This window comes from Acinetobacter sp. CY81 (assembly GCF_059515925.1).
This window is the reverse complement of record NZ_JCAKNC010000005.1, coordinates 137,316-151,395: the sequence shown is the minus strand read 5'-3', so window position 1 is coordinate 151,395 and position 14,080 is coordinate 137,316. Positions and strand designations below refer to the sequence as shown.

15 protein-coding genes and 1 tRNA gene are annotated in these 14,080 nt (G+C 38.5%); 3 read left to right on the top strand and 13 right to left on the bottom strand.

All coding sequences use genetic code 11. The features are described from left to right. Positions 1 to 137: 137 nt before the first annotated feature. A complete protein-coding gene (locus AC5YDM_RS08375) occupies positions 138 to 572 on the top strand; it encodes a PaaI family thioesterase (RefSeq protein ID WP_496151662.1) in 435 nt (144 codons plus the stop codon). A gap of 226 nt (positions 573 to 798) precedes the next feature. Here AC5YDM_RS08375 and AC5YDM_RS08370 read toward each other — a convergent pair whose 3' ends face one another. Further along, the gene (locus AC5YDM_RS08370; RefSeq protein WP_496151661.1) at positions 799 to 1,245 is read right to left on the bottom strand and encodes a hypothetical protein; all 447 of its coding nucleotides are present in this window, start codon (positions 1,243 to 1,245) and stop codon (positions 799 to 801) included. Between the two features lie 236 nt (positions 1,246 to 1,481). Between AC5YDM_RS08370 and AC5YDM_RS08365 the strand changes: the two genes are divergently transcribed. After that, positions 1,482 to 1,557, top strand: a tRNA-Asn gene (locus tag AC5YDM_RS08365). 145 nt (positions 1,558 to 1,702) lie between these two features. Here AC5YDM_RS08365 and AC5YDM_RS08360 read toward each other — a convergent pair. The 12 genes from AC5YDM_RS08360 to AC5YDM_RS08305 form a co-directional block, all read right to left on the bottom strand. Beyond that, a complete protein-coding gene (locus AC5YDM_RS08360) occupies positions 1,703 to 2,548 on the bottom strand; it encodes a DUF4198 domain-containing protein (RefSeq protein ID WP_496151660.1) in 846 nt (281 codons plus the stop codon). A 150-nt stretch (positions 2,549 to 2,698) separates the two neighbouring features. Then, the gene (locus AC5YDM_RS08355; RefSeq protein ID WP_496151659.1) at positions 2,699 to 3,352 is read right to left on the bottom strand and encodes a MiaE family protein; all 654 of its coding nucleotides are present in this window, start codon (positions 3,350 to 3,352) and stop codon (positions 2,699 to 2,701) included. A 37-nt stretch (positions 3,353 to 3,389) separates the two neighbouring features. Beyond that, the gene (pdxJ, locus tag AC5YDM_RS08350; protein WP_496151658.1) at positions 3,390 to 4,115 is read right to left on the bottom strand and encodes a pyridoxine 5'-phosphate synthase; all 726 of its coding nucleotides are present in this window, start codon (positions 4,113 to 4,115) and stop codon (positions 3,390 to 3,392) included. A gap of 9 nt (positions 4,116 to 4,124) precedes the next feature. Next, positions 4,125 to 4,862, bottom strand: coding sequence for a DNA repair protein RecO (gene recO / locus AC5YDM_RS08345; protein ID WP_496151657.1), 738 nt, complete (start codon positions 4,860 to 4,862; stop codon positions 4,125 to 4,127). 19 nt (positions 4,863 to 4,881) lie between these two features. After that, positions 4,882 to 5,079 carry an NF038104 family lipoprotein gene (locus AC5YDM_RS08340; protein ID WP_496151656.1) on the bottom strand — a complete coding sequence of 66 codons (198 nt, stop codon included), beginning with the start codon at positions 5,077 to 5,079 and terminating at the stop codon, positions 4,882 to 4,884. Positions 5,080 to 5,120: 41 nt separating this feature from the next. Then, positions 5,121 to 6,149, bottom strand: coding sequence for a GTPase Era (gene era / locus AC5YDM_RS08335; RefSeq protein ID WP_496151655.1), 1,029 nt, complete (start codon positions 6,147 to 6,149; stop codon positions 5,121 to 5,123). Then, positions 6,146 to 6,847 (bottom strand): ribonuclease III, encoded by a 702-nt coding sequence (gene rnc / locus AC5YDM_RS08330; protein WP_496151654.1) that lies wholly within the window; start codon positions 6,845 to 6,847, stop codon positions 6,146 to 6,148. The genes era and rnc overlap by 4 nt, the downstream gene beginning before the upstream one ends. Next, positions 6,819 to 7,193: a DUF4845 domain-containing protein gene (locus tag AC5YDM_RS08325; protein WP_496151653.1), complete on the bottom strand. Its 375-nt coding sequence runs from the start codon at positions 7,191 to 7,193 to the stop codon at positions 6,819 to 6,821. Before AC5YDM_RS08325 ends, rnc begins: the two co-directional genes overlap by 29 nt. Before the next feature lie 21 nt (positions 7,194 to 7,214). Further along, complete coding sequence (lepB, locus tag AC5YDM_RS08320) at positions 7,215 to 8,069, bottom strand: signal peptidase I (RefSeq protein WP_496151652.1); 855 nt, start codon at positions 8,067 to 8,069, stop codon at positions 7,215 to 7,217. Between the two features lie 20 nt (positions 8,070 to 8,089). Beyond that, entirely contained in the window at positions 8,090 to 9,907 is a 1,818-nt protein-coding gene (gene lepA / locus AC5YDM_RS08315) for a translation elongation factor 4 (protein ID WP_496151651.1), read from the bottom strand. A gap of 181 nt (positions 9,908 to 10,088) precedes the next feature. Beyond that, entirely contained in the window at positions 10,089 to 10,541 is a 453-nt protein-coding gene (locus AC5YDM_RS08310) for an acyl-CoA thioesterase (protein ID WP_496151650.1), read from the bottom strand. Between the two features lie 145 nt (positions 10,542 to 10,686). Further along, positions 10,687 to 12,075: a Do family serine endopeptidase gene (locus AC5YDM_RS08305; protein ID WP_496151649.1), complete on the bottom strand. Its 1,389-nt coding sequence runs from the start codon at positions 12,073 to 12,075 to the stop codon at positions 10,687 to 10,689. A 230-nt stretch (positions 12,076 to 12,305) separates the two neighbouring features. On the opposite strand from AC5YDM_RS08305, the gene nadB reads away from it, so the two are divergent. Further along, complete coding sequence (nadB, locus tag AC5YDM_RS08300; RefSeq protein ID WP_496151648.1) at positions 12,306 to 13,949, top strand: L-aspartate oxidase; 1,644 nt, start codon at positions 12,306 to 12,308, stop codon at positions 13,947 to 13,949. The last annotated feature ends 131 nt before the right edge of the window (positions 13,950 to 14,080 follow it).

Below are 14,080 nucleotides of genomic sequence, written 5' to 3'. Positions count from 1 at the left end.
ACTTAATCTTCTATCACTATCAATTATTTTGACATTGACCTTACTTTATACAAAAGTGTAAGGTATTCACAAGTTCTATTTTAGAACTTGTGAATACCTAGTTAAACCTTAAAAACATGAAATAAAGGGAAATAAAAATGAATCCAAAAGAAATGACTGGCTTACAACTCCTGCAAGCCATGGCTGCTGGACATATTCCACCTGCAAGTATCAGTGAAACCATTCCAATGAAACCCACTGAAATTAAAAATGGACAAGTCACATTTGAAGTTCAAGCAGACAAACGTCATCTCAACCCTTTAGGCGGAGTTCATGGTGGCTTCGCAGCAACTGTGCTCGATACCGTTACAGGCTGTGCAATTCATACCGTATTAGAAGCTGGCGTAGGCTATGGAACGATTGATCTCAATATCAAAATGTGTCGCCCGATTCCGAAAGATCACCCCTTGATTGCTATTGGCGATGTAATCAATGTCTCGAAGAACTTAGCTATTTCTGAAGGAAAAATTATTGATGAACATGGAAAATTGTATGCACATGCAACAGCAACATGCATGATTATTAGACCCTAAGTTGCAAAATAGATACTCAAAATCTGGATGAGTTTTCTAGACTTCATCCAGTATCAAAAAGTAGTTCATAAACAAAGTAGATTCATAGACCAGAAGTTCAATAACGTATAATACAAATGATTATGTACATTGTTATTTATGCATATATCTTCTAAAACTGAGCAAACATGATCATTAAGATTCTCATATCTACTTTAAAATTTCAAAGATTTAGTTCTATCCAAAATTAAGCATAAGATTGACGAATTGAGTATGAACGATCAGGTCGTGGACAATTTACCAATTCAACGTAGTATTTGAGTGGTGACCGGACTTCTAGTTGTTCGATATTTTGACTATCCTGAGCCCAAACGTGTGAGGTATTTACCCCATTCACTGCATTGCCTTTAATGGCAAAAATATAAACATGCTTTGACGCATAGCTTTTAATATCTTGAGCTGCAAGATATTCTTCTATGCGATGTGATTGAACAGCATCATCTGACCATTTTTCAGAAAACCAAAGTTGAAGTAAATCACCTAAAAAGAGTTGTTGCTTTTTAAAAGGAAATAAATCGACAAATGCGCCTTCAACTTCGGTGAAATATAAATCCGCAGATTGAATAATATTCAGATACTGGTCTTTATAGAAAGAGAGGTTTGAGAAAATTTGAGATATGGTAAGCGTATTCATTCGCTTTCTCCGTGTTTAGCCATTTAGTGCTGGCAAGTTGGTTAAATCCACACTGTTTAAGAGATCTTAAACATTCTGTTCTGCAAATTAATTTATCAACACAATTCACACTTCGCAAGTTTTTTTGCGAATTTTCGCCTATTTGCCTAAATAAAAAGCATATAACCGCAAAATAAAGAAAACATGACAGTTTTGACTTGACCCAACTTAAAATCCCCTTATAATCGCACTCAGATTCTCCAATAGCTCAGTCGGTAGAGCGACGGACTGTTAATCCGCAGGTCCCTGGTTCGAGCCCAGGTTGGAGAGCCAAATATTTAAAAGCCCAATCATTATGAAGTGGGCTTTTTTTATTTTTGAATTAAGCTCACCCCAATAATCCTGAAAGAGACTTAACTTCAAATAACCTCGCATGATGTCAAAAGCCTGCTCACGAACAGGCTTTTTAAATAAACAATCAATCTACTACATTGAATGCCAAAGTATATTTATAGCGTTTTAAATCGTTCGATGGTTTTGAAAATGGTTGCTGATAATCAATTTTAAGCAAGTATTGCCCTTTCTCTTTCATCTTAAATTTAAGATTGCCAGATTGATCCGTTTGCTCAACCTGATAGACTTTTTCCTCGCGTGAAAAATCAGTGGTCGGTGCTAAAATTTCTACCTTAAGATTTTCAATGCCTTTTTTATCGTCTAATACCTTTAGGTTTATATTTTGATCGACTTTCATTTGATTTGGATGCGTTAAAAACTGAACATCAAAACCATCATGAATATGATGAATCACATGATCAGAAACCACTCTACGAGACACAAATGTTTCTACGATTTCTAAAGTTTGAACTTGCTTCACAACTGCATTCTTTTTTAAATTTGATGCATAAATAACATTATCATTTTTTAGAGTGCCCTCCTTTGGTTTCGCACTCACCAAAGGCTTCCATTGCTGATTAACCTGCGTAAACTGTGCGGTACCACCTTTCTTTTCCCCACGAATACGATAAGTTCCATCAAGCTTATTACTCAAGCTATAAACAGCGACAGCCTGTGTTTTCTGCCAGTTCTGTTCATTAATCTGTACTTTTTCACCGGTAGGTGTATGAAAGTGAAAATTAAAATTCTTAATCGCAACTTCAGAAGCGAATGGATTGTCATAAAAACCAGAAATAATTGCGGTTTGATTATTAAAGGTTTGATATGCCAATGGCGCGACAAATGGGTAATGTGCAGATGCCAACTGAGCAACAAGACCCGCCGTAAAGAGAATAGCCGTTTGAACAATGTGTGTTTTGATTAAAGTCATTATTTCATCAGTGATATTTTAAAGCCGTTATCCTAAATTTTTAAACAAACAATGTAAATGATTCTTATTTATTATTTTAAATTATCCTATAAAAAAGCCCTGCGTACAGAGCTTCATCTTATTTAATCACGTAGATATTGATAATCAAATTTAAGCTGCTTTAACAGGTACACCACTATGGAATCTAAATAATTCATCTGGTGTAAGAATTAAATCCTTCTCAACTTCACGAATATGATCAATACGCGTTTGAATCGTTTCTTCAGGATTTTTTAATTGATGATTTTTAGCCACATCAACTGCAAGCGCTAGATAGTCTTCATAGTGTCTAGATTCAGACTTAAGAAGATAACGGTAATATCGACCCAACTCATCATCAACTAACGGTGCAAGCGCATAAAAGCGCTCACATGAGCGTGCTTCGACAAATGCGCCTATCACTAAGATATCAATCAGTGCTTCTGGCTCATAGGTACGAACCTCTTTACGTAGACCACCTGCATAACGTCCAGCACTAATTGAAGACCATGCTTGACCACGCTTAGTCATGAACTCTAAAACTTGTTCATAGTGCAGCATCTCTTCACGAACCAATTGTGCTAATTTAATCTGTAAATCTGCAAAAAAACTGTATCGAAACATCAAGTTCATGGCTGTACTTGCTGCTTTTTTCTCACAGTTGGCATGGTCTTGCATGAGAATATCAAGATTATTCACAGCTTCATCCAACCACGCTTTTGGTGTTTCACAACCCAAGAAGCCAATCACTGGCTTCATGAGTTCATCATAATTCAAATTAGACATCTAAGATTACTTCATTCATTTTCAATTTATACACAAATCAACGTGCCGCTTTAATCGCAGCTTTCATGTCTTTCACAGCTTGCGTCATCCCCACAAAAACACTGTCAGCCACGATCGAATGACCGATATTTAACTCATGAATTTGTGGAATTTGTGCAATCGGTGCAACATTAGACAGATTCAAACCATGCCCTGCATTTACAACTAAGCCTTTGGCAGCGGCATATTCCGCACCTTTCACAATACGCTCTAACTCTTTTGCTTGAGCTTCTGGCGTATCAGCATCTGCATACGCACCTGTATGAATTTCAATTGTTGGTGCACCACATGCAACAGCAGCATCTATTTGTGCAAAATCTGCATCAATAAACAACGACACATCACAACCGACTGCGCTAAGTTCAGCTGTCGCAGCCTTCACATCTTCAAAATGTCCAACCACATCTAAACCACCCTCAGTGGTTACTTCCTCACGCTTTTCTGGAACAAAGCATACATGTTGTGGCTTAATCTCTTTGGCAAATGCAACCATTTCAGAGGTCACAGCAAGCTCTAAATTCATGTGCGTTTTAAGCACTGGACGCATACGTCTTACATCATCATCTTGAATGTGACGACGATCTTCACGTAAGTGCAACGTAATCCCTTCAGCACCCGCTTCTTCGCAAATCAGCGCTGCTTGAACAGGGTCAGGATAAATTGTTCCGCGTGCTTGTCGAAGCGTTGCAACATGATCAATATTTACACCAAGCAAAGCAGCCATAGCATATTCCTAATTTGATTGAGATTGAAATGCTGATTGAGATTTCGTTTGAGCGTTTTGAATCCAAAGTTGACGACTCTTTAAAGGTCGATCACCAAGCAAAGACGCGATCATTTGTCGATAAAGTTTAGCCAGTAATTGTAACTGCTCAACGTTAAATTCTGTACCCTTTTCATAATGAACCATTGATAAAATAGATTCACCTGCCAGCGTTGCGTTGGAATTATGTGCGACTGGAATAAAGCCATCATTGAGCTGGAACTGATATTTTAATTGTGGAAGAATTTCATTTTGTTGTGAATCAATTGCAAAGTTCAGTGAATAGCCTAGCTCTTCTAAAAGAACATGCTCAAACTGTCTTAAAATTTGTTTTAAAAATTCATTGGGATGTTCTTGATCTGCTAAATGCTGTAATTGAGCGAGGGTAATATGGTATTGCTGAAAAGTTTCAGGCATCGCCTCTTCTAATGGACATAAGCGCAATAAAACTTCGTTCAGATAAAAACCGGCAAAAAATGCATCCCCATGAAAAAAAACAGGATGCGTCAAAATCTCTAATTTAGCAAAATTTTTAAGTTCCGACTTGCCAGTAGCTTGCAGAATAATCGGTTGATATTGCGGTGGAGGCATCTGCCTCAAAATACCATCGACACGACCATATTCTTCAGTAAATAAATGAACAATATGGCTACGCTCTCGATATTTTCGATGATGAATCAAAAAACCATGCAAAATTTCATTACGCATTGAATGGGTACTAAACTACTTAGTCATCCTTATCTTTTTTCTTATTATCAGACTCTTCGTCATCACCATCTGGAATGACTGCACCAACAACGGCTGCTGTGCCTTTCACCACGCCTTTCGTCGTTTTATATGCCACTTTAACGGGAACCGTAACGATTTTATGAATACAACCTTGTAACATGAACATACACGTCAATACAGCCAATACTTTGATCATTCGGTTTCTTCCATTAAAGGGCAATAAACAAGGTGTAGCGATTAAATATCACTATACCCTAAACTTTTCAATGCACGCTCATCATCAGACCAACCACCTTTAACTTTCACCCAAAGTGTCAGCATGATTTTCTGCTCGAACATTTTTTCCATATCAGCACGTGCATCCATACCGATTTTTTTCAACTTAGCACCTTTTTCACCAATCACAATCGCTTTTTGGCCTTGGCGATCGACAAAGATGGTTGCATCAATATAGGTACAAGCTGGCTTCATACGACCCGTTTTTTCATTTAAAGCGGGTTCTTCAATTTTGAAAGATTCAATTTGAACCGTTAAATCGTATGGAAGTTCTTCACCCAACTGGCGCATGATCTTTTCACGAATGATTTCACTCGCAAGGAAACGCTCTGAACGGTCGGTCAATTGATCTAAGGAATACAATGGCGGTTGGAATGGCAAATATTTCTCAATCGTTTGACGTAAATGATCAAGGTTTGCACCACGCAGTGCAGATACAGGAACAATTTCAGCAAAGTTCATTAGTTTTTCACGTGCCAAAATCAATGGTAAGGCACTGTTCTTGTTTTCAAAAGTATCAACTTTATTAATTACAAGAATCACTGGCATCTCAGCATTTTTTAGTTTTTCCAAAACGAGCTCATCGTTTTGAGTCCACTTATCAGCATCAACGACAAATAACACCAAGTTCACATCACGTAATGCAGAATGCGCAGCACGGTTCATCATTTTATTAATGGCACGAACTTCTTTCTTGTGCATCCCAGGTGTATCTACAAATACAGCTTGAGATTTTTCACGAGAATCAATCCCGACAATCTTGTGACGTGTCGTTTGTGGCTTACGCGAAGTAATCGACAATTTTTGACCCAAAATATGGTTCATTAACGTCGATTTACCTACGTTTGGTCGTCCAACAATAGCAACGAATCCACTTTTAAAGTCAGAAGGAATTTCAGTTCCTTGTGCACTAAAAAAGTTATTGATTAGATCATTAGCATTGTCGTTCGAGTCGTGATCAGCATCATTGTGATCGGAATGAGTAGTCATAAAGACTTTTGCTCCAAAATTTTTAAAATATCTGCCGCAACACTTTGTTCTGCGAAGCGACGGCTTGAACCCTCACCATATCGGGTCGGTAAGCCCTCAATCACACATTCTACTTTAAAATGTTGATTAGGTGCATCACCTTGAATATCGACAACTTCGTAAATTGGGAGAGGCTTTTTACGTGCTTGCAAATATTCTTGTAACCGTGATTTCGGGTCTTTCAATTGATCCGTAGGCTCAATATGATCTAGGTATGGCGTATACCAATTTAAAACAATCGATTGTAAAAGGGGTAAATCATGACAATCGATATATATCGCACCAATTATGGCTTCAACAGTATCGGCAAGAATGGATTCACGATGATGCCCACCAGATTTTAACTCACCCACACTGAGTATTAAACTCTGACTAAGTTTCAAATCCGTTGCAATTTTACCTAAAGCCTCCTGACGAACCAAAGTCGCACGCATACGCGTTAAGCGACCTTCATTTTCGTTTGGATAATGCTCATATAGATAATTGGCAATAATCATACCCAATAGCGAATCACCTAGAAATTCTAGGCGTTCGTAATTGTGTTTATGACTTACCGATCGATGCGTCAGTGCAAGCTTGAGTAGCTCAATTTGATTAAACTGATAACCGATGCGACTGAGTAAGCGTGAATCACTTACTTTGAACTGACCTTTGATCAAAACTCTTCTCGAATGTGAGGACTAAATCAATATTCAGCAAGAAATGTTTTCTTACCTCGTATTTCTTTGTCACTTGTAGACCATTTTCTGTTGAAACATGCGCAATATCCTGAAAATTAATATCTCGAATATTGTTCATACTAAAATTCTGACTCATTTGAGTCGAGAACTGAGCGGGTGTGATATTTGAAGGGCTTTTTTTAATTTGCGATTCAATTTGTTGATTTATCACACGATCATCCCAATAGGACGGCCAAACCGCTACTGTTGCCTTTAATACAAAAGCAACAACCATGATTCCCAATAAAATCGAAATATAAGACGCACCCTTTTGAGTATTACGCATTATTTTTATCCAAAGGCTAAATTATTGAATTTGACCATTTCGACTGAATGAAGGAAGTTTTAAACCTGGCTCTTTATGCATCCACACATAAACAGCTTTACCCGTTAAGTTTGCTTGCGGTACGAATCCCCAGAATCGACTGTCAGCACTTTGATCACGGTTATCACCCATTGCAAAGTAATGTCCTGCTGGCACTTTTACTTCCCAACTTAATCCATTGGTTTTCACAAAACGATCATTTTCTGTTGCAACAAATGGTAGGTCTTTCTTCGATTGTGCATAGTTAAATTGCGCAATTAAAGTATTTTGACCAGCAAGGTTACGTACAAGGTGTTTATGTTCACCCAATGTTTCGTAGTGATAAATAGACTCAGGTGTGTCTAAATCATCCTTTTTACGACTAAATTCAGCCGCCTCAAATGGCACTGCTTTACCATTAATATTGAGCTTACCATTTTCATAAACAATATGATCCCCAGGTAAACCAATAATTCTTTTAATATAACTGATACTTGGTTGTGGTGGGTAGCGGAATACAGCTACATCGCCACGCTCTGGTTCAGATACATCAATGATTTTAGTATTGCTAATCGGCAAACGAACACCATATTGGTATTTATTCACCAAGATATAATCACCTGTCTCAAGTGTAGGCACCATCGAATCTGATGGAATATTGTATGGTTCAAAAAAGAATGAACGTAATACAAGCACTACAGCAAGGACAGGCCAGAAGTCATAAGCCCATGTGATAATGAAATTTTCATTACCTTTACCCTGAGTTGCTCGCTGTTTTAAAACAAACTTATCGAGTAACCACAAACCGAAAAAAATCAGTGTTACAGGTACGAGGATCAAATTAAAATCAAAATCCATGGCTTACATATCCTCTTTTATTATCTTTCTACTTTGAGTACAGCTAAGAATGCTTCTTGTGGAATCTCAACGCTACCCACTTGCTTCATACGTTTCTTACCTTCTTTCTGCTTAGAAAGAAGTTTTTTCTTACGTGAAACGTCACCACCATAACATTTAGCCAATACGTTTTTACGCATTGCTTTTACAGTAGAACGAGCAATAATTTGAGCGCCAATTGCAGCTTGAATCGCAACATCAAACATCTGACGTGGAATCAATTCTTTCATCTTTTCGACAAGTGCAATACCACGGTGACGTGCATCATTACGGTGACAAATCATCGCCAAAGCATCAACTTTATCGCCATTGATTAGAACGTCTACTTTCACCAATGAAGAACTTTCAAATCGTACAAAGTTATAATCAAGTGAAGCAAAACCGCGTGAACAAGATTTCAAACGGTCAAAGAAGTCCATTACAACTTCAGCCATTGGAATCTCAAAAGTGATCGCAACTTGGTTACTCACAAACTTCATGTCTTTTTGAACGCCACGACGTTCAACACACAATGTCATTACATTACCAAGATATTCTTGTGGAACAAGAATATTACATTCAGCAATTGGTTCACGAAGGTCTTCTACAGTTGATCCTTCAGGCATTTTTGAAGGGCTGTCGATATAAATGGTACTGCCATTTTTCATCACAGCTTCATAGATTACTGTCGGTGCAGAAGAAATCAGGTCTAAATCATATTCACGTTCTAAGCGCTCTTGTACGATTTCCATGTGTAGCATCCCAAGGAAGCCACAACGGAAACCAAAACCTAAAGCATCTGAGCTTTCTGGTTCAAAGAACAATGCTGAATCGTTAATTTGAAGTTTGTGCAAAGCTTCACGGAATGGTTCAAAGTCACTTGCATCAATTGGGAATAAACCCGCATAAACCTGTGGTTTAACCTTTTTAAAACCAGGTAGAACTGCAACTTCAGGTGTAGAAGACAATGTAATGGTATCACCCACTGGTGCACCAAAAATGTCTTTAATACCTGCAATTACGAAGCCTACTTCACCCGCTTCCAACTCACCTGTTTCAGTGTGTTTTGGATTGAAGATACCGACAGAAGTCACAATATGCGTTTGACCTGTAGATTTCACCAACATTTTGTCGCCCTTACGGATACGACCATGTTTTACACGCACCAAAGACACTACACCTAAGTAGTTATCAAACCATGAGTCAACGATTAACGCTTGTAACGCTGCATCACGGTCGCCTACTGGTGGCGGAATGATATTCACCAGTGTTTCAAGAACACCTTCAACCCCTAGACCCGTTTTTGCAGAACACGTTGGTGCTTCAGTCGCTTCAATCCCGATAATGTCTTCAATTTCTTGAATCACACGTTCAGGTTCAGCTTGTGGTAAATCAATTTTATTCAGTACAGGAAGAACTTCTAAACCTTGTTCAATCGCTGTGTAGCAGTTTGCTACCGACTGAGCTTCAACGCCCTGTGCGGCATCAACAACAAGTAATGCACCTTCACATGCAGCCAAAGAACGCGAAACTTCATAAGAAAAGTCAACGTGTCCTGGCGTATCAATGAAGTTCAATTGGTATTCTTCACCGTCTGGGTGCTTATAGTAAAGCGTTACTGAAGCGGCTTTAATGGTGATCCCACGTTCGCGTTCAATATCCATAGAGTCAAGAAACTGAGCTTGCATCTCACGATCTTGTAAACCACCACATGTTTGAATGAAACGGTCGGCCAATGTCGACTTTCCATGATCGATATGAGCAATGATCGAAAAGTTACGAATGTTTTTGATATCAACGGATTTTTTAGCTTGCGCCATGGGTTACCTTGAACAATATAGTGCGCTATACAAGAAATACTGATTGCATAGCAAAAAGATGTTTAATTAATTGCGGACGATTATAGCAGATGGTTTTTTCAAAGTATTCAAAAATAATCATGAGCAAAGGTTGAAATATCCAAACTTCATTCGAATGATTCATCTTATTGAATATTCAACATCAACCTAAATAAAACTGACTAAAATCCAGTGGATTAACCTCTTCCGACAATGGCTGGTAAGCATTACTGAAGGTTGGAGACATACGTTTTGGACGACCTGTCGCAATTTCAATACACGCCCATTTAGTGTTTGCCACAAATAAAACACTTTGATCCGCAGGTCTATAAAAAACATATTGTCTAAAAGAGTACAGCGCATTGATCTCACTAAACCAAGTCCGCAAAATGATTTCTTCATCCTGCATGGCTGCTTTTCGATATTGAACATGATGCTCAACAGCCACCATCGCATGTTTTAATTCTAGATATTGCTGTATACCCAATCCCAAGGCTTCAATGTGGGCAGTCGCTACATCTTGCATCCAACTCACGTATACAACATTATTCACATGACCTAATACATCAATATGCTCAGCTTTTACTTTTAGTTTTAAGTCAAAAAGAGTACTCACGCAACAACCTTGTTTTCATGCTATCTAATAGTGCCCTCAAATCTAACAAAGCACTTGAGTAATTGGAACAACCAATAAAAAAATCCACTCAATTGATGAGTGGATTTCTTATATCTCATTTCAACTATGAGTAAATATTTCCAACTTAACGAATGCGTAAACCAAGGATTGCATTTTGACCTTGGCGAACAATTGCAACGCGGGCTACCGTATTATTTTTCAGGTTCGATACTGATTCAACAAAATCATTCGCACCACTAATTTGCTTACCATTGATTTGTTTAATGACATCACCTGCTTGAATCCGCGATTGCGCTGCAAGTCCACCACGCACCACATCTTGCACATAGACGCCACCTTTTACATTTAAGCGTTCTAATTCTGCTGGACTCAGACCTCGAATTGAAATACCTAAAACAGGTCCTTTTTGTGCTTTAGTCGTTGAAGTCCCTGTTGATTTAGCCGGTGTGTCATCTGGCGACGTGGTTAGTGTTGCTGAAATAAAACGGGGTTTATCGTCTCGAAGTACTTCTAAATTAATACTTTGATTCGGTGAAGTACGATTCAGATAATTGAGTAAATCAGACGTACGTGAAATCGGTGTACCGTTAAATTTCAAAATGACATCACCCGCTCTCATTCCAGCTTTTGATGCAGGAGAGTTTGGAGCAACTTGTGTGATTAATGAACCTTCAGGTTTAGATAGCTTATACGCTTCTGCCAAATTACGGTCAATATCTTGCAACATCACGCCTAGATATGAACGAGTGACTTTACCATTTTTCTTCAATTGATCCGCAACATCCATCGCCACATCAATAGGAATAGAGAATGACAAGCCCATGTATCCGCCCGTACCACTAAAAATTCGTGAGTTGACACCAACAACTTGCCCTTGCTGATTAAACAGTGGACCACCAGAGTTACCTGGATTTAGCGCTACATCGGTCTGAATAAATGGCACTGAAGTTTCGCCCAACATATTTCTCGATTTTGCACTCACAATCCCTGCAGAAGCAGAATAATCAAAGCCAAATGGAGAACCAATCGCTAAAACAGGCTGCCCTACTTTAAGTTGATCTATATTGCCTGTCGCTAAAGATGGAAAATTCGAACCAGATACTTTTAAAAGTGCAACGTCAGTACGTGCGTCACTTCCAACGACTTTCGCATCAATTTCACGGCGATCATTTAATACAATCGTCACTTCTGAGGCATCTTCAACCACATGGTGGTTTGTCAGTAAATAACCATCTTTAGAGATAAAAAATGCACTACCAAATGCCGTTTTTTCACGTGGGGCTTGTTGTTCTGGAATAATAATTTGATTACCAAAAAAACGTTTTAAAATTTCAGGAACTTGCTGTTGTAATAACTCTTCCTGAGACATTTTTTTTACAACATTTACACTCACCACACCCGGACTGACTTGTTCAACCAAATTCGAGAAATCCACAGGTGCTGAAGCATTCACTTGAGCTGCCATGGTAAAAGCAACAGCGAACATTCCTTTTTGCATTAAGCGATTATTCATAAAACCTTTACTCACGTATTTTTAATTTTTTGATAGCTATGTTTTTAGCATAGTAATTTATTTATTTAAGTAAATAAATGTTTCTAATTTTTTAAAAAACAATACTTTACTTAATTTTTTCTTAAAATTAGCCCTTTTAGACATTTTCTCTGAATTTTGACCTTTAGGACTATTGTTTTTTTGTGCAAAAAAGAGTGTTATTGACAGACTTTTTTTGACCAAATTAGCGAATGGAAATGTCTGATTCAAATCAAAGTCTGCAGTTTGATGTAATTATCGTCGGTAGTGGTGGTGCAGGTCTGAGTTTAGCGCTGTCACTTCCAGAACATTATCGTATTGCCATCTTAGCAAAATCAAACCTTACCGATGCCAGCACGTATTATGCTCAAGGTGGTGTTGCAGCAGTACTTGATCAGTCAGATTCAATCCAACAACACATTGACGATACCTTAATCGCAGGTGCTCATTTATGTGAAAAGCAAGCTGTAGAACACACCGTTGAAGGCGGTAAACCCTCTGTTGATTTCTTACTTAAACATGGCGTTCAATTCACATTAGATGAACACGAACAACTCCATTTAACACGTGAAGGCGGACATTCTCAGCGCCGAATCATTCACAGTGCTGATGCTACAGGTAAAGCAATCTCAACCACCTTGGTACAACGTGTTCAAGAAAAACAAAATATCCAAATTTTTGAAAATTACGTCGCGATTGATCTAATCACAAAACATAAATTGGGACACATAGATCAAGAAAATCGAGCACTTGGTTTATATGCGTTAGATGAACAATCTGAACAGGTCATCACCTTTCTTGCACCCTTTACTGCACTTGCATGTGGTGGAGCAATGAAAGCCTATCTCTACACTTCAAATCCAGATATTGCCACAGGTGATGGCATCGCCATGGCATACCGTGCAGGTTGTCGTGTCGCGAATATGGAATTCAACCAATTTCATCCAACTTGCCTATACCACCCTCAAGCCCGTTCATTTTTAATTACTGAAGCAATGCGTGGCGAAGGTGCTTATCTAAGACTGCCAGATGGTGAGCGCTTCATGTTGCGCTTTGATGAACGTGCAGAACTCGCACCACGGGATATTGTAGCGCGTGCCATTGATTACGAGATTAAGCGTTTAGGTATTCGTCATGTTTGGTTGGACATCACTCATCAACCTGAAACTTTTGTCAAAGAACACTTCCCAACGTTATATGAACGACTACTTGAGTTAGGCATTGATATTACAAAAGAAATGATTCCTGTCGTTCCTGCGGCTCACTACACTTGTGGTGGTGTCATGGTCGATGATCACAGCCAAACCGATATCGCAGGTTTATATGCGATTGGAGAGACCTCTTATACAGGTCTACACGGCGCAAACCGTATGGCAAGTAACTCTTTATTAGAATGCTTTGTATACGGTATGAGTGCTGCAGAACATATTCAGGCACAATTTACGTCTGAATTCCAAGCACCGACTGTACCTGCATGGGATGCCAGCCAAGTTGAAAATCCTGATGAAGATGTGGTGATCCTGCAAAATTGGGACGAACTTCGTCAAACCATGTGGAATTACGTCGGAATCGTACGGACAACCAAGCGTCTAGAACGTGCGCTTAACCGCATTCAAATGTTGAAGTCAGAAATTACTGAGTATTATCAAGACTATCATGTCAGTAAAAACTTAATCGAACTACGCAATCTCGTCCTTGTCTCTGAAATGATTGTCCGCTGTGCGATGCAACGTAAAGAGTCACGTGGTCTACATTACACGCTTGATTATCCAGAACTATCCAATGAACTTCGAAAAACCATTTTGACACCACCGAATTTTCAAGTTGAAAGTCCATTGGTAGATGAAGCCGTTTAAGTTTTTTATTCGCTTGTTTAAGTCAATTTGATAAAATTATTGAAAATAAAAAGAGCGAAAGTTTCGCTCTTTTTACATTTTTGATGGTCTAAATGGATATTTACAAAATTGAAAATAATTCTAATTTAAAA

Coding starts and splice junctions, on each gene's coding strand:
- AC5YDM_RS08375 (WP_496151662.1), top strand. CDS start 138: ATGAATCCAAAAGAAATGACTGGCTTACAACTCCTGCAAGCCATGGCT.
- AC5YDM_RS08370 (WP_496151661.1), bottom strand. CDS start 1,245: ATGAATACGCTTACCATATCTCAAATTTTCTCAAACCTCTCTTTCTAT.
- AC5YDM_RS08360 (WP_496151660.1), bottom strand. CDS start 2,548: ATGACTTTAATCAAAACACACATTGTTCAAACGGCTATTCTCTTTACG.
- AC5YDM_RS08355 (WP_496151659.1), bottom strand. CDS start 3,352: ATGTCTAATTTGAATTATGATGAACTCATGAAGCCAGTGATTGGCTTC.
- pdxJ (WP_496151658.1), bottom strand. CDS start 4,115: ATGGCTGCTTTGCTTGGTGTAAATATTGATCATGTTGCAACGCTTCGA.
- recO (WP_496151657.1), bottom strand. CDS start 4,862: ATGCGTAATGAAATTTTGCATGGTTTTTTGATTCATCATCGAAAATAT.
- AC5YDM_RS08340 (WP_496151656.1), bottom strand. CDS start 5,079: ATGATCAAAGTATTGGCTGTATTGACGTGTATGTTCATGTTACAAGGT.
- era (WP_496151655.1), bottom strand. CDS start 6,149: ATGACTACTCATTCCGATCACAATGATGCTGATCACGACTCGAACGAC.
- AC5YDM_RS08325 (WP_496151653.1), bottom strand. CDS start 7,193: ATGCGTAATACTCAAAAGGGTGCGTCTTATATTTCGATTTTATTGGGA.
- lepB (WP_496151652.1), bottom strand. CDS start 8,069: ATGGATTTTGATTTTAATTTGATCCTCGTACCTGTAACACTGATTTTT.
- lepA (WP_496151651.1), bottom strand. CDS start 9,907: ATGGCGCAAGCTAAAAAATCCGTTGATATCAAAAACATTCGTAACTTT.
- AC5YDM_RS08305 (WP_496151649.1), bottom strand. CDS start 12,075: ATGAATAATCGCTTAATGCAAAAAGGAATGTTCGCTGTTGCTTTTACC.
- nadB (WP_496151648.1), top strand. CDS start 12,306: ATGGAAATGTCTGATTCAAATCAAAGTCTGCAGTTTGATGTAATTATC.